Source organism: Sulfitobacter sp. 1A15299 (assembly GCF_043556915.1).
Classification (GTDB): Bacteria; Pseudomonadota; Alphaproteobacteria; order Rhodobacterales; family Rhodobacteraceae; genus Sulfitobacter.
Map to the genome: position 1 here is coordinate 478,494 of NZ_JBIFFJ010000001.1, position 22,492 is coordinate 500,985.

Consider the following 22,492-nt stretch of genomic DNA (forward strand, 5'->3'; position numbering starts at 1 on the left):
ATGCAAACCACCTTTACCCCCGCGCAGTTGCAGGATCCTGACACGCAGCGCAGCAACGAAATCCTGCGCGCCTGTGTGCACTGCGGCTTCTGCACGGCGACCTGCCCGACCTATCAGGTCTTGGGCGATGAGTTGGACAGCCCGCGCGGCCGCATCTACCTGATCAAGGACATGCTGGAGAACGACCGCGACCCGGACCCGAAGACGGTTCAGCATATCGACCGCTGCCTCTCTTGCCTCGCCTGTATGACGACCTGCCCCTCGGGCGTGCATTACATGCATCTGGTCGATCACGCCCGCGCCTATATCGAAGAGCGTTACAAGCGCCCCATGGGCGAACGTGCCCTGCGCTGGATGTTGGCGCGGATCCTGCCCTATCCCACACGGTTTCGGCTGGCGCTGCTCGGGGCCAAGATCGGACGGCCCTTTGCCCGGCTGATGCCTGACGCCCGGCTGCGCGCCATGCTGGAAATGGCCCCCAAGACGGTCCCCCCGGTCAGCCGCAACGACGACCCGCAGAGCTTTCCCGCCCAAGGCAAGCCGCTGCGGCGGGTGGCCCTGATGACCGGCTGCGCCCAAAAGGCGCTGAACACCGATATCAACGACGCCACGATCCGGCTGCTGACCCGCGCGGGCTGTGAGGTGGTGGTGGCCGAAGGGGCGGGCTGTTGCGGTGCGCTGACCCACCACATGGGCAAGACCGATGAGAGCCACACCCACGCCGCCCGCAACATCCGCGCATGGCGGGGCGAGATGGACGGCGAGGGGCTGGATGCCATTGTGATCAACACCTCGGGCTGCGGCACCACGGTGAAGGACTACGGCCATATGTTCCGCAATGACCCGCTGGCAGAGGATGCGGCGCGGGTTTCGGCCCTTGCAAAGGATGTGACGGAACTGCTGGCAGAGCTCGACTTGCCCTTTGCCGAACCGGCAGAGCCGGGCATGGTCGTCGCCTATCACGCGGCCTGCTCGCTGCAACATGGTCAGCAGATCAAGGCCACGCCGAAGACTCTGCTGAAACAGGCGGGATTCACGGTGGTGGAACCGGCGGACAGTCACCTCTGCTGTGGCTCGGCGGGCACCTACAATCTGATGCAGCCCGAGATTTCGGCCAAGCTGAAAGAGCGGAAGATCAAGACCTTGGAGGCCAAATCGCCGGACGTAATCGCGGCGGGCAATATTGGCTGCATGATGCAGATCGGATCGGGTACCGGGGTGCCGGTGGTGCATAGCGTCGAACTGCTCGATTGGGCCTGTGGCGGGCCTAAGCCGCCCGCGCTCAGCCGTAATCCCGACGCGCCTGCGCAGGTGCCGCGTTTGCGTTAAGCCTGCGCCGTATTTTCGCCGCAACTCCCCTATATCCGCCAAGTAAACATGGTTTCGAGGTGCATTTTGCGACAATTCTGGGCGGCTATTCTCGGCGTCTTTACCCTTGCCACGGCGGCGCTGGCCCAAGACAGCGCGCTCAAGGCGCTCGACAATGGTGTGGATGCCGCCGCTTGGGAGGCGGTGGGCCGGCTCGACATCGGCGGGACAGGCTTTTGCACCGGCACCCTGATCGCCCCGCGTTTGGTGCTGACCGCCGCGCATTGCCTGTTTGACCGCGAAACCAAGGCCCGGATCGACCATGGCGAAGTGCAGTTCCTCGCCGGTTGGCGCAATGGCCGCGCCGGGGCCTACCGAGACATTCGCCGCGCCGTGGTGCATCCCGATTACGTCTACGACGGTGAGGTCTCCTCGGGCCGGGTGCGGAACGATCTGGCGCTTTTGGAACTCTCCCGCCCGATCCGAAACACCACCATCCGCCCCTTCGGCACCGCCGCACGTCCGCGCCCCGGCGACCGTGTGGGCGTGGTCAGCTATGCCCGCGACCGGGCCGAGGCACCGTCTTTGCAAGAGGTCTGCAAGGTGCTGGCCCAGCAAGAGGGGGTTCTGGTGACCTCCTGCGCGGTCGATTTCGGCTCAAGCGGGGCGCCGATCTTTAGCTTTGTCGCAGGCGAGGCGCATATCGTCTCCGTCGTCTCGGCCAAAGCCGAGGTCGAGGGCGCGCAGGTCTCGCTCGGAACGGCGCTTGGCGCGCCTCTGGCGCTGCTGCAAGCGGAACTGGTGGCAGGCAAGGGCGTGTTTCTGGATTCCAACCCCGCAGGCAAGCGCATCCGCGTCGGAGAAGAGCGCGGCACCGGGGCGAAATTTATCCGCCCGTAATTCTGCACAGCAGGACTTGAAAGCGCGCAAATCCTTTCCCACATGAGCCTTGCCGAGGTGCCTCAATAGGGCTTCGGCGCTTGAAAAACAGGGTCTGTCCAATGGTGGAAGGCCCGATATGTCAATCGCTCACTGATGAGGATGAACACATGCGTAGCTTTGATTTCGCACCCCTTTACCGCTCCAGCGTTGGTTTCGACCAGATCGCCAATATGATGGACCGCGTTCTTACAAATGATGGGGCCACCCCCAGCTATCCCCCCTACAATATCGAAAAGCTCGATAACGATGCCTATCGCATCTCGATCGCCGTCGCCGGTTTCTCGGACAGCGACCTGAGCGTCGAAGTGCGTGAGAAGGCGCTGATCGTTTCGGCCCGCAAGGCGGATGAGGGTGAGGCCAAGACCTATCTGCACCGCGGCATCGCGACCCGGGCTTTTGAGCGTCGTTTCCATCTGGCGGACCACGTTCAGGTCATCGGCGCGGCCCATGCCAATGGCATGTTGCATATTGAGCTTGAGCGTCAGGTGCCCGAGGCTCTGAAACCGCGTCAGATCACCATCTCTTCCGAGGTAAAGGCGATCGACAAGGACGTGGTTGACGCCAAATCCGTGAACTAAGCCTACCCGTTCCAACGCTTTGCAAAGGCCCGCTTTTGGCGGGCCTTTTTTGTGAGCGGCGCGGCCCTGCGTGGGTGAATATCTGCCGAAGGCTACGCTCGAAAACGGCGGCTTTCTGCTGCGCGGGGCATGGGGAGAAACCAAGCGAAAGCTGTCGGGTTGAGTGGAGGACCGGGCAGGCGTGCCCGGGCAACAGCGTGCAAAATACCGCACGCGCAATGAAAGGAAGAACCATGACGACCTATGCAAATTCCCTACGCAAGCTTTCCCTGACGACGGCTGTCGCCGCTCTTATGGCTGCGCCGGTTGCGGCACAGACTCTGGATGCCGGTGTCGGCACCGATGCCACCGCCGATTTGGCTGGCACGGAGCTGGACACGACAGCCGGAGCCGAGGTGAATGGCACCATGACCACCGAGCAAGCCATCGACGAAACCGCGTCCTCGGACATTGAGGCGGATGCCGATATCGCGCTGGATGGCAGCAGCCTGGCCGTCGCTTCAGATGACACTGTCATCGGCACGATCTCGAACGCAGAGCCGCAAGCGGACGGTTCCGTGCGCTACTCCATTGATCTGGCCGAGGACTTTGCCGCCAATAGTGACCGCGCAGTCGTGCAGATCGACCAAGAGGTCGACGCCGATGGCCAGTTGGTCATCGGTATGACGGGCGAAGAATTCGCCGCGGCCCTGTCCCAACGTGTGAATGTGGACGGCGCGGCGCAGACCCGCACCAACTAAGGCGGGTCACTCTAGGGCGTATCTCTCCCTCGCCCGGAAGCCGGCAGCATGAAGGTGCTGTCGGCTTTTTTGCGCGGGGGATTGGCACTGTCTTGCAAAGAGGCCAGAAGGGGGCTACCCCGAATTAGTTATGATATAACATATCGAATCATGACGCAGGCCAAATCACGGAGAACGACATGCCCCAAACAACCGCATCCCCCCTATTCTTCCTGACGCTCAGCGCGGGCCTTGCCCTTTCGGCCCCGGTCTTGGCCGAAACGAAAGAGGCATCGCACGACCACGATCATTCCCATGCGCATGACCACGCCCGCGACCGGAACGACATTTACAAAGGCTACTTCGATGACGCGCAGATCAAGGATCGGCCCTTGTCGGATTGGGCGGGCGAGTGGCAATCGGTCTACCCGCTGTTGCAGCAGGGCGCGTTGGACGCGGTGATGCAGCACAAGGCCGAGCATGGCGACAAGACGGCGGCGGAGTACAAGGCCTATTACGAGGTTGGCTATGCCACCGATGTGGACCGCATCACCATTGACGGTAATGCCGTGACCTTCTTCCGGGACGGTGATCCGGTGCAAGGGCGCTATGCCAGCGATGGTTATGAGGTGCTGACCTACAAGAAGGGCAACCGCGGCCTGCGCTATGTCTTTGCCAAAGAGGGCGGCGATGCCGAGGCACCGGAGTATATCCAGTTCAGCGACCATATCATCGCGCCGCAAAAGGCCGATCACTATCACCTCTACTGGGGCGACGACCGCGCCGAGGTGCTAAAGGAGTTGACCAACTGGCCGACCTATTTCCCCGCCGAGCTGAGCGCGTCTGAGATCGCGGCGGATATGCAGGCGCATTAAGGGCGGCCCGCGGCATGACTGGCAAAAAGCGAAACCTGCGCAGCGGCCTGAAACGGCGGCGGCGTCCGGGCAATCCGATGGCGGCCTTTGACCAACTGCCGCCGCCCCTGCGGGCATGGCTCGCGCAGGCGGCGCTGCCGTGGTCGCCGCGTTCGGCGCAACGGCTGTGGTGTCGGGCGTTGCAGCGCTGCGAAGGGGATGTGGCGCAAGCGCTCTCGCATCTTTCGCGGGCGGAGCGCTGGATGCTGGCACAGGACCGGCTGACGCAATAGCCCAATGCAAAACGGGGCGCGCTATGGAACGCCCCGTTTCTTTAACTTCCGCCGGTGCTTAGACCGACAGGCAGACGTATTTCATCTCAAGATAGTCTTCGATCCCGTGGTGCGACCCTTCGCGCCCGAGGCCGGATTGCTTGACCCCGCCAAAGGGCGCAAGCTCGGTCGAGATGATGCCGGTGTTGACGCCGACGATGCCATATTCCAGCGCCTCAGCCACCTTGTAGACGCGGCTGAGATCTTTGCCGTAGAAATAGGAGGCAAGGCCGAAGATCGTGTCGTTCGCCATGGCGATCACATCATCCACATCGTCGAACTTGAAGAGCGGCGCGAGCGGGCCGAAGGTCTCTTCCTTGGCGACCTTCATGTCCTGCGTCACGCCGGTCACGATGGTGGGGCCGAAGAAGTTGCCGCCCATGTCGTCCGTGGCGTCGCCCAGAATGATCTCGGCTCCGTTGTCGACCGCATCCTTGATGTGCTCTCGCACCTTGTCCGAGGCTTCGGGGTTGATGAGCGGGCCAAGGTCGGTGCCTTCTTCAAGGCCATCACCGACCTTCATCTGGCTTACGCGCTCCTTCAGTTTCTGGGCGAAGGCGTCATAGACACCCGCCTGCACGTAGATCCGGTTCGCACAAACGCAGGTCTGACCGTTGTTGCGGAACTTGCACATGATCGCCCCCTCGACCGCCGCATCGAGATCGGCGTCGTCGAAGACGATGAAGGGCGCGTTGCCGCCCAGTTCCATCGAACATTTCATCACCTGATCGGCGGCCTGTTTCAGCAGGATGCGCCCGACCTCGGTCGAACCGGTGAAGGTCAGCTTGCGCACCGCCGGGTTTTCGCAGAACTCCTTGCCCACGGCGGACGACGATGAGGAGGGCACCACGTTGAACACGCCTGCCGGGATACCCGCGCGCTCGGCCAGAACCCCCATGACGATGGCCGAGAGCGGTGTCTCCGCCGCTGGACGCGCCACAAAGGAACAGCCCGCCGCCAGCGCTGGCGCGGCTTTGCGGGTGATCATCGCGTTGGGGAAGTTCCACGGCGTGATCGAGGCCGCGACGCCGATGGGCTGTTTCAGCACCATGATGCGCTTGTCGCGCTGATGGCCGGGGATCATCTCTCCGTAGACGCGCTTGGCCTCTTCGCCGAAGAACTCGATGAAGGACGCGCCATAGGCGATCTCGCCCTTGGCTTCGGCCAGCGGCTTGCCTTGTTCGGCGGTGAGGATGGTGCCCAGATCGTCCTGGTTCTCCATCATCAGGTCGAACCATTTGCGCAGCACGGCGGCGCGCTCTTTGCCGGTCCAAGCGGCCCAGTCCTTTTGCGCCTTCTCGGCTTGGGCAATCGCGCCCGCGACCTGCGCGCGGCTGAGGTCGGCGACCTGTGCGATGACATCGCCCCGCGCGGGATTGGTCACGTCAAATGTACCGTCGTCGCCTTCGACCCATTGGCCGCCGATATAGGCGCGGGTTTCAAGCAGGCTGGGGTCTTTCAGCAGTGATTTCAGATCCGTCTTAGCATCAGTCATGTCATCTCTCCGCTATTCTCTATAGCCTCCAAAGCAACAACGAGTATGATTGTCCAGTTAAGTTTGATCAAATCCGGGGTGGGAGACCCAAATGATGCTAGATGACGCCTATGCAAACGCTGCCTATATCGACGGGGCCGACGGCTTTCCGCCCCGCTGGGAAAAGGAGGCAGCGGCATTCCGCGCGTCACTGGGCGCGCGGGCGCAGCTTAACGTGCGCTATGGCCCGTCAGACCGTCAAAAGTTCGACTTCTTCCAGCCCGAGGGTGTCTCGCGCGGCACGGCGGTCTTTGTGCATGGCGGCTATTGGAAGGCTTTCGACAAGAGCTATTGGTCGCATCTGGCCGCCGGTCCGCTGGCGCGGGGCTATGCCGTGGCGGTGCCGTCCTATGACCTCTGCCCCGATGTGCGCATTTCCGAGATTTCCAGCCAGATCGCCGCGGCGCTGACCGAAGTGGCGAACCGCACGCAGGGCACCATCGTGTTGTCGGGCCATTCGGCGGGCGGGCATTTGGTGGCCCGCATGACCGACCCGCTGCTGCTGGGGTCCGAGGTGCGCGACCGGATCACGCGGATCGTGCCGATCTCGCCCGTGGCCGATCTGGCGCCCTTGTTGCAAACCGAGATGAACGACACCCTGCGGCTGGATGAGGCCGAAGCCGCCGCGGAAAGCCCGATTAGGATGACTCCGCCCCATGGCGTGGATGTCACCGTGTGGGTCGGCGCGGCGGAGCGGCCCGTCTTCCTTGAACAGGCCGAGAATTTCGCCCGCAGTTGGGGCGCGAAACATGTGGTGGCCGAGGGCAAGCACCATTTCGACGTGATCGATCCGCTGTCAGAGGCGGACAGCGACCTGACCAAGGCGCTGCTGGGCAGCTAAGGCCCGCATTCTGCGGCAAATGTCCCGCCTTATTGCGCGTAAGGCATTTGCCGCAGTGCCGCGGAAACACTATGTCAGAGGGGCAAAGGCCCCTGTTCGGCCGCGCGACCTAATGGAAAGGGCCGAAGATGAGAATCGTTAAATGGGTGTTTTGGGTGACCGTCTGGGTGCTGGTGGGGGCGTTCTTTCACTATACCCTGCCGCAGACCGATATCGTGCGCGTCACGGACACCTATGAAAAGCGGATCGACTTCGGCAACAACTCGATCTTCTGGTCCGGCTCCGCGACCGATAGCGCGGGCCAAGCGGTCAACCGCGATGTCTTTTTCATCCAGACACGCCGGGCCAAGGGCGATGTCATGGTCTACCGCAACGAAGACACGGGCTGGGGCTGGCCGCCCTATTTCAAGTTCGACACCGCCAACCTTCAGGCCGAGGCGGCGGATGCCCGCAGCACCACCGGCGCGCCGCAGTATTACGCGTTAAAGCACTACGGCTGGCGCAGTGAGCTACTGTCGATCTACCCCAATGCCATCTCGCTTCGCCCGGTCGAGGGGCCGGAGGCGCGCAAGGGCATCCCCTTCGTGACCATCATCGTGCTGACCCTCGCCGCGGCGCTGTTCTATGCGATCTGGGTGCGTTGGCGGCGGTTCCGCCGGGCGCGGCTGGACCCAAAGATCGAGGCGATCGAGGATGACATCGCCGCGCGGCGGGGCCGCTTTGCCCGCTGGCGGGCCGAACGACGCGCGCGGAAATAACCTCACCACGAACTGCAGGCGCTGAGCGGGGCAAGAAGTGCCCCGCGGTCAGCTTAATTCTGGTATTCCATCCTATATGGACATCATCCTCGTCACCACGGTCATCGCGTCGCTCTTTGTCGTTATCGGCTTGGCGGAGCCTTTGGCGGCGCGGTTGCAATTGCCCTACAGCGTGATCCTTGCGGTACTGGGCATCCTGATCGGGGTCTCGGCGACCTTTTTCCTGCGCACCGATCTGACGGATGCGCTGAACCCGGTGGCGGCGGCCATTCTGGGGCTGCCGATCCGGTCAAACGTCTTTCTTTATGTCTTCCTGCCGACACTGTTGTTTCAGGCGACCTTGGGCATGAACTTGCGGCGTATGGTCGACGACTGGGTGCCCATTCTGGTGCTGGCGGTGGTGGCCGTGGTGGTGGCGACGGTCAGCATCGGCTACGCGCTGTTCTGGGTCAGTGCGATCCCGCTGGCGGCCTGTCTGCTGATCGGGGCCATCGTCTCGACCACGGACCCTTCGGCGGTGGTCTCGATCTTTCGCTCAATCTCGGCCCCGCGGCGGCTTGCGCGGATCATTGAGGGCGAAAGCCTGCTGAATGATGCCGCCGCCATCGCGCTTTTCGGTCTATTCATGGGCTATGTCATGCTGGGCATTCCCGACCCGGAACTGGGCAGTGCGCTTGCGCAATTCCCGATGCTGATCGCAGGCGGAGCGTTAGTGGGCTGGCTCGGCGCGCGGATCGCGGTTTGGGTCATGGCGCTGTTTGCGCGGCATGAATTGGCGCAGCAGTCGATCTCGGTCGCGCTGCCCTATCTGGCCTATATCGTGGCCGAGCAAAGCGTCGGTGCGTCGGGGGTGATTGCCGTGGTGGCGGCGGGGCTGACGCTGAACCTCACGGCACCGGGGCGGCTGCCGCCACAGGCGTTGACCAACCTGCGCGAGCTTTGGGATGTGCTGGCCCATTGGGCCGGGGCGCTCATCTTTATCCTCGCCGCCCTGCTGATTCCGCGGTTGTTGGAAGAAGTCCGGCTGGAGGATTTCTTTCTTATCGCCGTGGTCGTGGTCGCCGCCATTTTCGCCCGGGCGGTGATCCTTTTCGGCCTGCTGCCCCTGCTGACGGCGGCAAAGCTTTCGCCGGCGGTCGAGCGGCCCTATCGGGTGGCGATCCTCTGGGGGGGGCTGCGCGGGGCGGTCACGCTGGCACTGGCACTGGCGGTGACGGAAAGCGTACGGGTGCCGGATGATATTCAGCGGATCGTGGGTATCTTGGCCACCGGCTTCACGCTCTTCACCCTGCTGGCCCAGGGTACGACATTGCGTTTGATCATCGGGCGGCTGGGGCTTGATCAACTCTCGCCCATCGACCACGCGCTGTCGCGACAGGTCATCGCCGTGGCTTTGCAGACCGTGCGCGAAGACGTGGCCCAAACGACCGAGAATTACGATCTGAACCGCGACATCGTGCGCTCCGAGGCGAAGCGTTTCGGCGAACGGCTTGAGACAGCGGTCAAGACCGCGGAGGAGGCGACCGATATCCTTGATCGCGACCGCATCGCGCTTGGGTTGATCGCACTGGCGGGGCATGAGCGTGACACGATCCTTGCGCGGGTGCGGGAGCGGACGATCTCGGCCCGGATGGCCGATCTGGTGCTCTCGGATGCGGACCGGCTGATCGAAGGGGCGCGGACCCAAGGCCGCAGCGGCTATCAACGCGCGGCCCGGCGCAGCGTGGCCTATGGGCGCACTTTTCGGGCGGCGGCGGTGCTGCACGGGCGCTACGGCGTATCGGGCCCGCTGGCGCGAATGACGGCGGACCGCTTTGAAATGCTGCTGTCGCAACGGTTGATCCTGCGGGATCTGGGCACTTTCATCGATGGCCGCATTCGCCGGATCCACGGGCGGCGGGTGGCCGAATTGCTGCATGACCTGCTGGCGCGCCGCATCGAAGGGATTGAGACCGCGCTGGAGGGGCTGCGCTTGCAGTATCCCGGCTATGCCGAAGAGCTGGAACGGCGTTTCATCCGCCGCACGGCGCTGCGTTTGGAAGAGCGCGAATATACATTGATGCGCGAAGACGGTCTTTTTGGGGCCGAGGTCTATACCGCCTTGATGCAGGAACTGGCCACCCGGCGCACCGCGGCAGAGGGGCGTCCGGGCCTTGACCTTGCCGTGCGGCGGGGCGCTTTCATCGAGCAGTTTCCGCTGTTTGCGGATCTGGAGGAGGGCGCGCTCAAACGGCTGAGCCGGGCGCTCAAGACCCGCTATGTCGATATTGGCGATGTGGTCTTGCACAAGGAAAGCCCCGCGCGCAGCGTGTTCTTCATCGCCTCCGGTGCGGTCGAATTGGAAAGCGCGGGACAGACTTGGCGTTTGGGGCGGGGGGAGATGTTCGGCCAGATGGCCATCCTGACGAACCGCGTCCGCCGGGTGGATGTGCGGGCCATCGCGCCGACCACGCTTTTGGTTTTGGACGAAGACCGGTTCCGCCGCCTGCTGGAGCGTAGCGCGGCCCTGCGCGAGGCGGTGCGTGCCAGTGCGGAGAAGCGCGGGATCGATCCGGTGGATCTGATCTCGGGTGGGCGGGGGTAGCTCGGCGCGTCAAACGCTGGTGGGGCGTTTGGGGCCGGTGTGGTGCAGGGTATTTGGGAAAGGATGAAGATAGGGGGGGTGCGGCCGGTAGGGGCGGCCGCACCTTTGGCTTGGGTTAGTCGTCGGGGGTGATTTCGCCGGTGGTGGCGTCGATCAGCAGGTCGCGTTCGCCGGTGGCGTCGGTCAGTTCGACTTCATAAACCATGCGGTCATCTTCATCGTCGAGTGAGACTTCCTCGACCCATGTGCCGTCTTGGCCTTCAAGTTCGGTCAGCGCAGTCATCAGCACATCGCGGGCCGTGCCAGCGGCGCGCAATTCGTCTTCTTGGAAGAGGCCGCTGAGGAAGCTGGTGAGCCGCTCTTCGGACTGCTTCATCACCTCACCAGTGGCGGCGTTGACGGTGACTTCGTAAACGGCTTCGCCGCGAACGAGGTCGATCTCATAGACCAGCGCGTTGCCTTCGGTCTCGATCTCAGCCTCCAGCACGCCGCCGTCGATGCTGCTTTGCGCGGCTTTGATGGCCTGGGACATGCTGATGCGCTCGGCCTCGGAGGCGGTCTCTTGCGCGAAGAGGGCTGCGGGGGCGAGCAGGAGCGATGTGGCGAGGGCGGTGAACTTATGTGTCATGAGAAACCTCTTGCGTTGTGGTGTGTCGGGCCGCGGGGCGGCGTTCACGGCTCAACGCTTGACGCGGGGGGCTGTTCCAGACGGGAGAGGCGGGCGGCACTAATCTGCGAAGAGGCCTACGGGCTGGACGATCGCGCGGGCCTCGTCTTCGGTCACCTTGAGGAAATGGGCGAGGGCTGCGGTGTTGGTTCCGAGCTCGGCGTATTCGGAGAGACGGCTGTAGTTCGCGAATTGGGCGTCGCGGATTTGGTCGACTTCATGCAGCATGTTGCCGCGGACCGTGGGGAGCAGGCGCGACAGGTTTTCTTGCGATGTTTGCGCGCCGCTCAGGCCGATGCGCCGGGCGTGGCTGCAAAGATAGGCGTCGGTCAGTTTGCATTCCAGTTCAAGCATGCGCACCTGCGCACGGTCCGAGGCGAAATCGCGCAGCAGGTCGAGGTTCGACGTGTCGATGCAGACGATCAGCCGCGGGCTGTCGTAGTAGTCGTAGAGCATCCGCATCAGGGCGCGGCGATGGCGGGTGCGCTTCTCCAGCGTGGTTTGAATGCCGCCCAGATCGGGCAGGGGGGTGTCTTCTTCGTTGAAGAGGAAATCCACTGCCGGGAGACCGGTTTGCTGGCGGATCCGTCCGACGAGCCGTTTTGCCACATGCCATTTCTTGGCGATGATGATCAGCAACTCCCGCTCGCGGCCAAGGCTGGATTCCGTCTCCCAAAAGCGGGGGGCGAAGCGGCGGCCGATGCGGCCTCGCGCGGTGAGGAATTCGAACAGGTTGCGGCCTTCGTCGCTGATCTGGAACGGCACCCCTTGGGCAGCGTAGAGCAGGCCGAGGCGGCGTTTGAGGTCCAGTGCCTCGGGGCTGATTTTGCGGGCGAAGAGGTGGTTCTGGCCGAGCAGCAGATCGTAGTGGTCATTGTAGAAGGTGACCGGCATGCCGTAGTCGGAAAACAGCAGGAAGGTCAGGCTGCGGTTGGCGATTTCGTCCTCGGGGACGAGGTGGCGCACGAGGGTTTGAAAGAAGGTCTCATCCGGGATCCAGGTGCTGCGGAAAAAGCGGATCACGTCGGGGCGCTCGTGGCTGAATGCCATCAGCGCCTCCACGGTGCGGCGGCGCAGGCACCACCACTGGCTGCCAATTTGCACCTGAAGGTCGGCAGGGATCTTGCGGGTGAGACCAAGGCGTTTCTGGGCCTCGAACATTGCATAGAAGCGTTTGCGCTGCGTGCGTTCGTTGAACCAGTGGCGATAGATCAGCCGCTCTTCTTTCCAGCCGGTCTTGATCCAATCGCTTTCGAAGTAATCCACGCTTTCGATGAAGTCGGTGTCATTCTCATCGAGGAACCGATGCGCGTATTCGGCGGATTTGATCGCCATGCAATCGCCCGACAGCAGGTAGAAATGCGTGGCGCGCGGGAAGGCTTCCATCGCGGCGGTGAGCGTGTCGAGCGTGGCTTGCACCAAGGACCATTCGCCCCAGCCGCAGCGGATGCGTTTGCGCGGGAAGGTGACGTTTGAGTTGTCGCGCAGGGCCGCGGTGACCTGGGCGTAGTCTTCGGCACTGGCGGAGGCGTCGAAGTGGATCGCCATGTAATCGCCCACGGCGGTCAGCCGCTCGGCCTGCCGGATGATGGCCTCCGGATCCTTGTGGCACAGCAGGATATAGGCAATTTTCGCCATGCAGGATACCGAATGTCCTTGTCGCGGCCCGCTTGCATCGGCCTTTTGTCGTGGATCACCTTCCTAGTTAATCCTGAAGACCGATTGAATAAACAGCATTTCTTTGCTTTTTTGCACCGAGGTCTGACTGTTGCTTAAAACAGCCAGCGCCAGCAGGAGGCAGGACGCGCATGGGTTTTCCCGGAACATGGATGACGGAAAGTGAGAGCATGGTGTACCGCGTGGTGCCCAAATGCGCCTGTTCGACCATCGGCCAGATCATGTATTATTCCGATCATGGCGCATTCTTCGATGGCGACATCCATGATGCCAAATCAGGCATTCATAAATGGGCCTTGGATGGGTCGCAGGGGCCGATTGCCGAGAATGTGACGGCGCGCAAGTCCTATGCCTTTACCTGCGTGCGCAACCCTTACACGCGGATTCTGTCGTCTTTCTTTGACAAGATTTGCGGCATTCAGCGCAACGGGCGGCGCTATCGCGGCAATCTGGTGCCGCTGCTGGTGCAGAAATACGGGATCGACGTGGGCGGTGAGGACGGCAAGCAGGAGTTCGACCAGATCGCGAGCTTCCGGCGGTTCCTGCTGTTCGCGCGCGATAGCATTCGTTGGCGGCGGCCAATGGACCCGGATATTCACTGGTCGGCCGTCTCGGGCCATGTCAGCACGTTCATCGTCAACGGCGGCACCTACGACCAGATCTTCTGGACCGAGCGGTTCAACGATGGGATGCAGCAGGTGCTTGATGCCGTTGATGCGCCGCACCCTGTCGATCTGGCGGCGATCCCGCGTTTTAACGAAAGCGAAGGCCATGGGCCTAAGCGGGCGCATCCGGTCGAAGATTACTTCGATGATCTGTCGATGCATCTGATGCGCGAGATCTACAAACGCGACTTCGATCTGTTCAAATATGACTTCGACAACCCCGGCAATAAGCAGCCTCTGGGGGAGATCGATTTGGATGAGGTACACGCCAAACTCGGTGACTGAGCGGCAGCATCTTGCACCGGGGCGGGGGGCGCTCTACATGCTTTGCCATGTCACAGGTCAAGTCCAGTTCCAAATCCGATCCGAATTACAAGGTGATCGCCGAAAACCGCCGCGCGCGGTTTGATTACGCGATCGAAGAAGATATCGAATGCGGTATCATCCTTGAGGGATCCGAGGTGAAATCCCTACGCGAAGGCGGGGCGAATATCGCCGAGAGCTATGCGGCCGTGGAGGATGGCGAACTGTGGTTGGTGAACGCCTATGTGGCGCCCTACAAACAGGCCAAGACCTTTCAGCATGAGGAGCGCCGCCGGCGCAAACTGTTGGTCAGCCGTAAGCAATTGGCCGATCTGTGGAACGCGACGCAGCGCAAGGGCATGACGCTGGTGCCCTTGGTGATGTATTTCAACCATCGCGGCATGGCGAAGATCAAGATCGGTGTGGCTAAGGGTAAGAAGCTGCACGACAAGCGCGAGACGGCGGCCAAGCGCGATTGGTCGCGGCAGAAGCAGCGGTTGTTGAAGGATCACGGGTAGGTTTCGCTTCGACCGAGCTTACCACCGGCCCGGAATCAAGCCGCAGGCGCCGGGCCATCGCCTGCCCGCCCCGCCGGGTAGGCGATTTGGTAAGGTTTGGCGCAGCTTCGCGAACGTACATCACGGTTGAGACATAAAGTGGCATGAACCGACGTCACATCGCCCACCCGCGGGCAGGCGATGGCCCTCAGCACGCCTCGCCGCCCCCCTTCCACTTGCCAGCATCCCCTGCCGGTTATAGGCATGGGCAACGCCCGCGACGAAGGAGGCCCCCATGGCCGACGATCCCAAGACATTGGTGTCAACCGATTGGTTGGCTCAGCATCTGAAAGACCCGGACCTGCGCATCCTTGATGCCTCGTGGTATCTGCCCGACGCCGGGCGCGATCCGAAGGCGGAGTATGACGCTGCGCATATACCCGGCGCGCGCTTTTTCGACATCGACGATATCTCAGACGCGCGTTCGGACCTGCCGCATATGGCCCCGCCGATCGAGAAATTCATGTCGCGACTGCGCGCCATGGGTGTGGGCGATGGGCATCAGGTGGTGGTCTATGACGGCGCGGGGCTGATGTCCGCCGCGCGGGTCTGGTGGCTGTTCCGCCTGATGGGGCAAGAGAATATCGCCGTGCTGGATGGCGGGCTGCCCAAATGGCAGGCCGAGGGGCGCGAGACCGAAGACATGCCCCCCGTGCCACGCGACCGCCATATGACCGTGCGCTTCCAGAACCAACTGGTGCGCGACGTGACACAGGTGGCCCATGCCTCCAAACTCGGCGATCCGCAGATCGTCGACGCCCGCGCCGCAGCACGTTTCCGCGGCGATGCGCCTGAACCGCGCGCGGGGCTGCGTGCGGGCCATATTTCCGGCGCGCGCAATGTGCCCTTCACCGATTTGCTCAACGACGACAAAACGATGAAGACCCCCGAAGAGACCCGCGCCATTTTCGAGGCGGCGGGCGTGGACCTGTCGAAACCCGTCATCACCTCCTGCGGCTCGGGCATCACCGCCGCCGTGCTGGCGCTGGCGCTGGAGCGGATGGGCCACCGCAAATGGTCGCTCTACGATGGTTCTTGGGCAGAATGGGGCATGTTCCCCACCGTGCCCGTGGCCACCGGCGCGGCTTAATCCTTTACCGTTACCTTCCAACCGGAGAACCCAATGTTCGAGACGCTCAAGGCGCAACCCGCCGATAAGATCCTTGCCCTTGTACAGGCTTACCGCGAAGACCCGCGCGACACGAAGATCGACCTCGGCGTCGGTGTCTATAAAGACGCCAGTGGCAACACCCCGGTGATGCGCGCCGTCAAAGCCGCCGAGCAGCGCATCTGGGAAAACCAGGAAACCAAGGTCTACACCGGTCTGGCCGGCGATCCGGCCTATACCAATGCGATGGCCGCACTGGTTCTGGGCGACGCCGTGCCGCGCGGCGCGATTGCCGCCGCCGCCACCCCGGGTGGCACCGGTGCCGTGCGTCAGGCCTTTGAACTGGTGCGTATGGCCAACCCCGAAGCGCGGGTGTTCGTCTCTGACCCGACATGGCCGAACCACCTGTCGATCCTGTCCTATCTGGGCATGGAGGTGGTGAACTACCGCTATTTCGACAGCCAAACCGGTGGCGTGAACTTCGACGGCATGATCGAAGACCTCAAGACCGCCAAGAAGGGCGATGTGGTCCTGCTGCACGGCTGCTGCCACAACCCAACGGGCGCGAACCTCAACAGCGCGGAGTGGGACGCGGTGATCGACGTGCTGCAAAGCACTGGTGCCGTGCCGATGATCGACATCGCCTATCAGGGCTTCGGCGACGGGTTGGAAGCGGATGCCGCTGCGACGCGCAAGGTGGCCGCTTCGGTGCCCGAATGTCTGATCGCGGCAAGCTGCTCCAAGAACTTTGGCATCTACCGCGAACGGACCGGCATTCTGATGCTGGTGGCCGCCGAGGCGGCGCAGGGGCTGAACCAAGCTACCCTGGCCTTTCTCAACCGCCAGAACTACAGCTTCCCGCCCGATCACGGCGCGCGGATCGTGTCGACCATCCTGACTGATGACGACCTTAAGGCCGACTGGATGGCCGAGCTGGAAGACGTGCGCAACGCCATGCTGGGTCTGCGAGAGCAACTGGCGGATGAGTTGCAGAAACTCTCTGGGTCGGACCGCTTTGGCTTCCTCGCCCAGCACCGGGGCATGTTCTCGCGCCTTGGCACCACGCCGGATAAGGTCGATGCGCTGCGTGAGAAACATGGCATCTATATGGTTGGCGACAGCCGTATGAACATTGCCGGGCTGAACCAGCACAGCGTGCCGATCCTTGCCCGTGCGATCATCGACGTCGGTATCTAACGGCATCCCGGGCCGCGCAGGTCGCGGCCCGGAGCGGCCCCCAATTGTTGCCGAACGATGGGGCCCTGCCTCTATTCCGGCCTGTTTTAATCAAAACTTGGTCGAAATGGCATGTTTAGATAGCGTGAGTGAAAACTCAGGGTCGGGTCAATTTTAGTATCGTTTTTACAATGCATTCGTTTGGATGTGAGTTTGCCTGCGGTAGAGCTGGTGATCGTGACGGCATCGCTTGTCACGGTCTTGGGCTATTGGGTGCGCGGGCATAGCAGCCTGCCCGGTAAGCATTGGTTTTTGCTGGCCATTCTGGCCATGGACCTCTGGCTTCTGTCGGTCGGGGTCGAACTTTCCGCCCCCTCTGCCGCCTGCGCCTTTGGGGTCAGCCGCCTTGCGTGGATCGGCTTTGTGCTGCTGCCGACCTTTTGGGCATTCTTCCTCTATGAATATGCGCTCGGGGCCAAGGTGCCGCGGTGGTTGGTGCCGCTTTGCGCGGGGTTTGCGCCCGCGTTGATCACCCTCGCCGCGGTGACGAGCGGCTGGCATGAGAAGTTCTATGGCCCCGAAACCAAGTGGTTGATGAGCGCAGAGGGGGCCTATGTCCAATCTGACCACGGCCCGCTGTTCTTCATCGCGATCACCTATCTTTACATGGTCATCATGGCGGCGGCGGTCGTGGCGGGGCGGGCGGTGCGTTCGGCCAACCCGGCGGTGCGCAGCTTTTTCCTCAAGCTTTTCGCCGCGACGCTGATCCCCATGGTGGCCAATCTGGCCTATATCTTGGGCGGCATCACCCTGTTCAACACCGATCCGACGCCCTTCTCCTTCGCGCTTTCGCTGACGCTGGTGGTCTGGCTGGTGGCCGATAACCGCTGGATCGACGTGAACGCAATCGCGCGCGAGCTGTTGTTTTACAACAGCACCGATCCGGTTTTCGTGGTCGACCCGAGCGGCGCTGCGATCGAGACCAATCCCGCCGCCGCCGACCTCTTGGCCCGGGAGGCCGACCCCGAGGCACCGTTGAGCGCCTTTGGGGAGTTGGGGCCGATCATCCGCTATCTTGCAGCCCATGGCAGCCTGCCCGATGTGACCGATATCCGACTGGGCCACCGCCATTTCGCCGTACGCGCCCATGCGATCTCTCTGGGCGCGGGGCAGAAGCAGGCAGGTTGGGCCGTGGCGTTGGTGGATGTGACCGTGCAAAAGATCGCCGCCGAGAAGGCCATCGCCGCCGAGCAGATGCAGGCGCAGTTCCTCGCCACGGTCAGCCATGAGCTGCGCACCCCGCTGACGGTCATCAACGGCGCCCTTGGCCTGCTGTCGCAGGGCGGGGCCAGGGTGAGCGATGCGCAAAAGGCGCGCTTGCTGGCAAAGGCGATCGGCAGTTCAAAGACGCTGACGACCTTGGTCAATGATCTGATCGACACCCAAAGCCTCAGCAGTGCAGAGTTCAGCATCGACCTGCAACCTGCCGCGCTCGCGCCGCTGGTGCAAAAGGCCGTGGCGCGGGCGGAAAGCCTGCAACCGGAGAAGGATATCCGCTTTAGCTGCGAGATGCCCGAGGCGGTGCTGACGGTCCAAGCCGATGCAGAGCGGTTGGGGCAGGTCCTTGGAAATGTGCTGTCGAACGCGGTGAAATTCTCCGCACCGGGCGGGCAGGTGGAGGTCAGCCTTCGGCAGTCCGAAGGCATGGCGCATGTGCAGGTCAGCGACAGCGGCTGTGGCATCCCTCCGGGCGCGGAAGAGCAGGTCTTTGCGCCCTTTTCGCAGGTCGATGGCTCCGACACCAAGATCGCCTATGGCAGCGGGCTGGGGATGCATATCACCCGGCAGATTCTGGACCGGCACGGCGGCAGCATCCGCTATGTCAGCGCCCCGGGTGTTGGCACGACCTTTACGATTTCTTTACCCCTAGTGGGCTAACGCAAACCGCCCGGCCATTGCGGGCCGGGCGGTCGATTGTTTGGCGATGCGCCGGGGCTTAGCCCTTGGCGAACTCGGGGTAGGCTTCCATCCCCAGTTCCGACATGTCCAGACCGGTGATCTCGGCCTCTTCGCTGACGCGGATGCCACCGGCGGCTCTCAGGATCAGCCAGACGACGAAGCTGACGATGAAGACAAAGAGGCCAACCGCGGCAAAGCCGATGATCTGTGTGACGAAGGATGTGCCTTCGGTATAGACCGGCACGACCAGCGTGCCCCAGAAACCGGCGATCAGGTGAACCGGGATCGCGCCGACCACATCATCGATCTTGAACTTGTCGAGCATCGGCACGGTCAGCACCACGATGACACCGCCCACGGCACCGATCCAAAGCGCACCGAAGAGCGTCGGGTCAAGCGGCCCTGCGGTGATCGAGACGAGACCGGCCAGCGCGCCGTTCAGCACCATGGTCAGGTCAACCTTCTTGTACATCACCTGCGTCAGGATCAGCGCGGCAACGGCACCGGCGGCAGCGGCCATGTTGGTGTTGGCAAAGATCTGCGCCACGGCGTCCACGTCTTCGATGGTGCCCATGGCAAGCTGCGACGCGCCGTTGAAGCCGAACCAGCCCATCCACAGGATGAAGGTGCCCAAAGTGGCAAGCGCGAGGTTGGAACCCGGCATCGGCACGACGCGGCCATCCTTGCCGTATTTGCCCAAACGCGGCCCCAGTACGATGGCCCCGGCGAGGGCGGCAAAGCCACCAGCAGCGTGCACGAGGGTCGAGCCGGCGAAGTCGCTAAAGCCCATGGCGGAAAGGAAACCGCCGCCCCACTGCCAGGACGCCTCGATCGGGTAGATGAAGCCGGTCAGCACGACCACGAAGATCAGGAAGGGCCACAGCTTGATCCGCTCGGCCAGCGCACCCGACACGATGGAGGCGGTGGTGGCGCAGAACATCAGCTGAAAGAAGAAGTCGGAGGCATTGGAATAGCCGCCCGCGTCGATCTCGGTCTTGATGTCCTTGGTGGCGAGAGTGCCAAAGACGCCTTCCATGATCCAATTGCCGTCACCGGGATACATGATGTTGTAGCCGACCAGCCAATACATGACCGCGGCAAGCGCAAAGAGGCCCATGTTCTTGGTCAGCTGCGTGGTGACGTTCTTGGAACGCACCAGCCCCGCTTCCAGCATGGCGAAACCCGCCGCCATCCAGAAGACGAGGAAGCCGCCGATCAGGAAAAGCAGGGTGTTGAAGATGAAGGTCGTATCCGCCAGCGTCGCGTATTCCGCGTCCTGTGCCAGCGCCAGCCCGGGCAGGGCGCTGACCGCCGCTGCGAGGGGAAGTATTAACATGGGTTTCATATGGTCGTTTCCTGTCTGCGGGTCCGAATGCGTGCTTACCGAAGCGGGCGGCTGCCCGTGCAGCATGAGAAAACCGGATATCGGACGCTCTTGGACAGGTTTGCTTGCCATATTTGCGCCATTGCTTGGCAGTGCCGCTTAAAAAGCGGGCGCAGGCTGGAATCTGCCTATAAATTAATCAGACATTTGACGCCGATTGGACCTTGCAGTGCTAAACAATCCACTGCAGTCAGGCTAAAGTGGCGAAAAATAGGGCCGAGCAGGCGATATTATGACCGACAAGAACAAGCGCAAACGCCCATTGGTGGCCGACAAGCGGTATCCCGGTAAGGCCAAACCCAAGGCCAAGACTGCGGCGCAGGGCAAACCGGCCCCGCGCAAGGCCGCGCCCGCCCGCCGCAAAGCCGCCCGTCCCAAACGCCCCCGGCGCGGCGGTATCGTCGGTTTCTTTGCGGGCCTCGCCCGTTGGATTTGGCGCTTGATCTGGACAATCACGTGGCGCGTGAGCCTTGTGGTCTTCCTCGTCCTCGCTTTGGCCGTTGGCTATATCTACACCTCGATCCCGCCGCTTGAGACGCTGTTGGATGGCCGCGCACGCGGCTCTGTCACCATGCTCGACCGTGAGGGAGAGGTCTTTGCCTGGCGCGGCGATCAGTTTGGCGGCGTGGTCTCGGCGGAATCGGTTTCCAAACATCTGCGAAACGCGGTCATCGCCACCGAGGATAAGCGATTCTATCGCCATCTGGGCGTCAGCCCGCGGGGCATCGCCTCGGCGGTGCGCATCAACTTGGCCGAGGGGCGCGGGCCGCTGTCCGGCCACGGCGGTTCGACCATCACCCAGCAGACGGCCAAGCTGCTTTGTCTGGGAGAGCCCTATGACCCCAGCAGCGGCATGACGGAAAGGGAATACGAGGCGGAATGCCGTCGTTCGTCCCTCAGCCGCAAGGCCAAGGAAGCGCTCTTTGCCATCGCGATGGAGCTGAAATACACCAAGAACGACATCCTCTCGATCTACCTTAACCGCGCCTATATGGGCGGCGGCGCCTTTGGGGCGGAGGCCGCGGCGCAGCGGTTCTTCGGCAAGCCCGCGGCGGCCCTCTCGCCCGCGGAAGGCGCGATGCTGGCCGGTCTTCTGACCGCGCCCACGACCCTCTCGCCCACCAATAATCTCGACCGGTCGCAAAGCCGCGCCGCCACGGTGATCCGGCTGATGGAAGAGCAGGGCTATTTGACCGCCGCCGAGGCTGACGAGGCCATCGCCAACCCCGCGCAACTGTCCGAGGCGGCAGAGGCCGAGGCGGGCGGTTATTTCGCCGATTGGGTCATGTCCTCGGGGCCGGAGTTCTTTACCCGCAACACCACCGAAGACGTGATCATCAAGACGACCCTCGATCAGCGCATTCAGCGCGCGGCCGAGGACGGGTTGAAATGGGTGTTTGAGAATAAGGTCCGCGAAGGCTCAAAGGCGCAGGCGGCGATCGTGGTGATGTCTTCCGATGGCGCCGTGCGTGCGCTGGTGGGGGGGCGCAAGACCAAGGTTGCGGGCGCCTTTAACCGTGCCACGCAGGCGATGCGCCAGACCGGCTCGGCTTTCAAACCCTTCATCTATGCCGCGGCGCTCGATCTGGGCTATTCACCCGATGACATCATCGTGGATGAGCCCTACTGCCTGAACATTCCCGGCTCGGGTCAGTGGTGCCCCAAGAACTACACCAAGAGTTTCAAGGGCCCGGTGACCCTGACCGAGGCGCTGAAAAGCTCGCTGAATATTCCGGCGGTGAAAGTCTCGGAAAGCGTGGGCCGCGAGACGGTGAGTTCGGTCGCCACGCAGTTCGGCATCAAAAGCGATCTGGCCGCCGGTCCGGCGCTGGCGCTTGGCGCATCGGAAAGCACCCTGCTTGAGATGACCGGCGCCTATGCCGGTATCCTCAACGGCGGCTCATCGGTGACGCCCTACGGGCTCGTCGATCTGCGCCTATTGGGTGAGACGGAGCCGCTGATGGGCACCGGCGGCGGCATCAACGAACGCGTCATTCAAGAAGATGCCGCGCGCCAGTTGGTCTATATGATGGAAAAGGTGATCTCCGAAGGGACCGGCCAGCGCGCCCAGTTTGGCGGGCGGCAACTGGCGGGCAAGACGGGCACCACCTCGGCCAACAAGGATGCTTGGTTCGTCGGCTTCTCGGCGGATTACGTGGCCGGGGTCTGGATGGGCTATGACGACAACACACCGCTTACCGGGGTCACGGGCGGTGGGCTGCCCGCAGAGATCTGGCGCGAAACCATGAGCCGCGTGCATGAGGGGATTCCTCTTTCGGAATTGCCAATGCAGGCACCCGCCCCGCCCAGCAACCTGAGCGAGGCACAGCCCGAACCGCAGCCCCAGCCGCAACCGCAGGGCGGTGGCAACCAAGGCGGCGCGGATAACGTGATCGACCGCGTTCTGCGCGACATCTTCGGGGGCGGCAGCAGTGGCAGCGGCGCCAGCGCGCCCGCGCCGAACTTCCTCGACCGCTGAGGCGGTCGGGGGCAGGTCGAAAAATCAATAGCATTGGGTTGTTAAACTCAGTATCAATTCCCCGAAG

Annotated in this window: 19 protein-coding genes; 15 read left to right on the forward strand and 4 right to left on the reverse strand. The window is 62.8% G+C overall.

Going from position 1 to position 22,492, the window contains the following annotated elements:
- The 6 genes from glcF to ACGYK7_RS02350 all read left to right on the forward strand — a co-directional run bounded on the left by glcF (position 1) and on the right by ACGYK7_RS02350 (position 4,694).
- Positions 1 to 1,329, forward strand: coding sequence for a glycolate oxidase subunit GlcF (gene glcF / locus ACGYK7_RS02325; RefSeq protein WP_394398612.1), 1,329 nt, complete (start codon positions 1 to 3; stop codon positions 1,327 to 1,329).
- 48 nt (positions 1,330 to 1,377) lie between these two features.
- Positions 1,378 to 2,208: a trypsin-like serine peptidase gene (locus ACGYK7_RS02330; RefSeq protein ID WP_394398614.1), complete on the forward strand. Its 831-nt coding sequence runs from the start codon at positions 1,378 to 1,380 to the stop codon at positions 2,206 to 2,208.
- A 149-nt stretch (positions 2,209 to 2,357) separates the two neighbouring features.
- A complete protein-coding gene (locus tag ACGYK7_RS02335) occupies positions 2,358 to 2,828 on the forward strand; it encodes an Hsp20 family protein (RefSeq protein ID WP_394398616.1) in 471 nt (156 codons plus the stop codon).
- A gap of 233 nt (positions 2,829 to 3,061) precedes the next feature.
- Entirely contained in the window at positions 3,062 to 3,568 is a 507-nt protein-coding gene (locus ACGYK7_RS02340) for a hypothetical protein (RefSeq protein ID WP_394398618.1), read from the forward strand.
- A 179-nt stretch (positions 3,569 to 3,747) separates the two neighbouring features.
- Entirely contained in the window at positions 3,748 to 4,422 is a 675-nt protein-coding gene (locus ACGYK7_RS02345; protein ID WP_394398620.1) for a metal-binding protein ZinT, read from the forward strand.
- Between the two features lie 14 nt (positions 4,423 to 4,436).
- Positions 4,437 to 4,694: a DUF6525 family protein gene (locus ACGYK7_RS02350; RefSeq protein WP_394398622.1), complete on the forward strand. Its 258-nt coding sequence runs from the start codon at positions 4,437 to 4,439 to the stop codon at positions 4,692 to 4,694.
- A 58-nt stretch (positions 4,695 to 4,752) separates the two neighbouring features.
- Here ACGYK7_RS02350 and ACGYK7_RS02355 read toward each other — a convergent pair whose 3' ends face one another.
- Positions 4,753 to 6,228: an NAD-dependent succinate-semialdehyde dehydrogenase gene (locus tag ACGYK7_RS02355; protein ID WP_394398624.1), complete on the reverse strand. Its 1,476-nt coding sequence runs from the start codon at positions 6,226 to 6,228 to the stop codon at positions 4,753 to 4,755.
- A gap of 91 nt (positions 6,229 to 6,319) precedes the next feature.
- Here ACGYK7_RS02355 and ACGYK7_RS02360 point away from each other — a divergent pair, with 91 nt between their 5' ends.
- The 3 genes from ACGYK7_RS02360 (at position 6,320) to ACGYK7_RS02370 (ending at position 10,450) form a co-directional block, all read left to right on the forward strand.
- Positions 6,320 to 7,108, forward strand: a complete 789-nt coding sequence (locus tag ACGYK7_RS02360; RefSeq protein WP_394398626.1) for an alpha/beta hydrolase — start codon at positions 6,320 to 6,322, stop codon at positions 7,106 to 7,108.
- Between the two features lie 128 nt (positions 7,109 to 7,236).
- Entirely contained in the window at positions 7,237 to 7,866 is a 630-nt protein-coding gene (locus ACGYK7_RS02365; protein WP_394398628.1) for a DUF1523 family protein, read from the forward strand.
- Between the two features lie 76 nt (positions 7,867 to 7,942).
- On the forward strand, positions 7,943 to 10,450 hold the full coding sequence (locus ACGYK7_RS02370) for a cation:proton antiporter (RefSeq protein WP_394398630.1): 2,508 nt from the start codon (positions 7,943 to 7,945) through the stop codon (positions 10,448 to 10,450).
- A gap of 115 nt (positions 10,451 to 10,565) precedes the next feature.
- Here the strand turns inward: ACGYK7_RS02370 and ACGYK7_RS02375 are convergent, their stop codons facing one another.
- Together ACGYK7_RS02375 and ACGYK7_RS02380 are read right to left on the reverse strand one after the other, a co-directional pair.
- Positions 10,566 to 11,078, reverse strand: a complete 513-nt coding sequence (locus ACGYK7_RS02375; protein ID WP_394398632.1) for a PepSY domain-containing protein — start codon at positions 11,076 to 11,078, stop codon at positions 10,566 to 10,568.
- A 99-nt stretch (positions 11,079 to 11,177) separates the two neighbouring features.
- Complete coding sequence (locus ACGYK7_RS02380) at positions 11,178 to 12,755, reverse strand: DUF5928 domain-containing protein (RefSeq protein WP_394398634.1); 1,578 nt, start codon at positions 12,753 to 12,755, stop codon at positions 11,178 to 11,180.
- 170 nt (positions 12,756 to 12,925) lie between these two features.
- Between ACGYK7_RS02380 and ACGYK7_RS02385 the strand changes: the two genes are divergently transcribed.
- The 5 genes from ACGYK7_RS02385 (at position 12,926) to ACGYK7_RS02405 (ending at position 18,541) form a co-directional block, all read left to right on the forward strand.
- Entirely contained in the window at positions 12,926 to 13,744 is an 819-nt protein-coding gene (locus ACGYK7_RS02385; RefSeq protein ID WP_394398636.1) for a sulfotransferase family protein, read from the forward strand.
- Between the two features lie 47 nt (positions 13,745 to 13,791).
- On the forward strand, positions 13,792 to 14,280 hold the full coding sequence (smpB, locus tag ACGYK7_RS02390; protein WP_394398638.1) for an SsrA-binding protein SmpB: 489 nt from the start codon (positions 13,792 to 13,794) through the stop codon (positions 14,278 to 14,280).
- 274 nt (positions 14,281 to 14,554) lie between these two features.
- Entirely contained in the window at positions 14,555 to 15,409 is an 855-nt protein-coding gene (sseA, locus tag ACGYK7_RS02395; protein WP_394398640.1) for a 3-mercaptopyruvate sulfurtransferase, read from the forward strand.
- Positions 15,410 to 15,442: 33 nt separating this feature from the next.
- Positions 15,443 to 16,624, forward strand: a complete 1,182-nt coding sequence (locus tag ACGYK7_RS02400; protein WP_394398642.1) for an aromatic amino acid transaminase — start codon at positions 15,443 to 15,445, stop codon at positions 16,622 to 16,624.
- 186 nt (positions 16,625 to 16,810) lie between these two features.
- Positions 16,811 to 18,541: a histidine kinase N-terminal 7TM domain-containing protein gene (locus tag ACGYK7_RS02405; protein WP_394398644.1), complete on the forward strand. Its 1,731-nt coding sequence runs from the start codon at positions 16,811 to 16,813 to the stop codon at positions 18,539 to 18,541.
- A 58-nt stretch (positions 18,542 to 18,599) separates the two neighbouring features.
- On the opposite strand, the gene ACGYK7_RS02410 is transcribed toward ACGYK7_RS02405, so the two are convergent.
- The gene (locus tag ACGYK7_RS02410; protein ID WP_394398646.1) at positions 18,600 to 19,907 is read right to left on the reverse strand and encodes an ammonium transporter; all 1,308 of its coding nucleotides are present in this window, start codon (positions 19,905 to 19,907) and stop codon (positions 18,600 to 18,602) included.
- 271 nt (positions 19,908 to 20,178) lie between these two features.
- Here ACGYK7_RS02410 and ACGYK7_RS02415 point away from each other — a divergent pair, with 271 nt between their 5' ends.
- Complete coding sequence (locus tag ACGYK7_RS02415; RefSeq protein WP_394398648.1) at positions 20,179 to 22,425, forward strand: transglycosylase domain-containing protein; 2,247 nt, start codon at positions 20,179 to 20,181, stop codon at positions 22,423 to 22,425.
- Positions 22,426 to 22,492: the final 67 nt, after the last annotated feature.

Bases quoted from the DNA above. Each gene is read 5' to 3' on its own strand.
- glcF (WP_394398612.1), top strand. From the start codon at position 1: ATGCAAACCACCTTTACCCCCGCGCAGTTGCAGGATCCTGACACGCAG.
- ACGYK7_RS02330 (WP_394398614.1), top strand. From the start codon at position 1,378: ATGGTTTCGAGGTGCATTTTGCGACAATTCTGGGCGGCTATTCTCGGC.
- ACGYK7_RS02335 (WP_394398616.1), top strand. From the start codon at position 2,358: ATGCGTAGCTTTGATTTCGCACCCCTTTACCGCTCCAGCGTTGGTTTC.
- ACGYK7_RS02340 (WP_394398618.1), top strand. From the start codon at position 3,062: ATGACGACCTATGCAAATTCCCTACGCAAGCTTTCCCTGACGACGGCT.
- ACGYK7_RS02345 (WP_394398620.1), top strand. From the start codon at position 3,748: ATGCCCCAAACAACCGCATCCCCCCTATTCTTCCTGACGCTCAGCGCG.
- ACGYK7_RS02350 (WP_394398622.1), top strand. From the start codon at position 4,437: ATGACTGGCAAAAAGCGAAACCTGCGCAGCGGCCTGAAACGGCGGCGG.
- ACGYK7_RS02355 (WP_394398624.1), bottom strand. From the start codon at position 6,228: ATGACTGATGCTAAGACGGATCTGAAATCACTGCTGAAAGACCCCAGC.
- ACGYK7_RS02360 (WP_394398626.1), top strand. From the start codon at position 6,320: ATGATGCTAGATGACGCCTATGCAAACGCTGCCTATATCGACGGGGCC.
- ACGYK7_RS02365 (WP_394398628.1), top strand. From the start codon at position 7,237: ATGAGAATCGTTAAATGGGTGTTTTGGGTGACCGTCTGGGTGCTGGTG.
- ACGYK7_RS02370 (WP_394398630.1), top strand. From the start codon at position 7,943: ATGGACATCATCCTCGTCACCACGGTCATCGCGTCGCTCTTTGTCGTT.
- ACGYK7_RS02375 (WP_394398632.1), bottom strand. From the start codon at position 11,078: ATGACACATAAGTTCACCGCCCTCGCCACATCGCTCCTGCTCGCCCCC.
- ACGYK7_RS02380 (WP_394398634.1), bottom strand. From the start codon at position 12,755: ATGGCGAAAATTGCCTATATCCTGCTGTGCCACAAGGATCCGGAGGCC.
- ACGYK7_RS02385 (WP_394398636.1), top strand. From the start codon at position 12,926: ATGGGTTTTCCCGGAACATGGATGACGGAAAGTGAGAGCATGGTGTAC.
- smpB (WP_394398638.1), top strand. From the start codon at position 13,792: ATGTCACAGGTCAAGTCCAGTTCCAAATCCGATCCGAATTACAAGGTG.
- sseA (WP_394398640.1), top strand. From the start codon at position 14,555: ATGGCCGACGATCCCAAGACATTGGTGTCAACCGATTGGTTGGCTCAG.
- ACGYK7_RS02400 (WP_394398642.1), top strand. From the start codon at position 15,443: ATGTTCGAGACGCTCAAGGCGCAACCCGCCGATAAGATCCTTGCCCTT.
- ACGYK7_RS02410 (WP_394398646.1), bottom strand. From the start codon at position 19,907: ATGAAACCCATGTTAATACTTCCCCTCGCAGCGGCGGTCAGCGCCCTG.
- ACGYK7_RS02415 (WP_394398648.1), top strand. From the start codon at position 20,179: ATGACCGACAAGAACAAGCGCAAACGCCCATTGGTGGCCGACAAGCGG.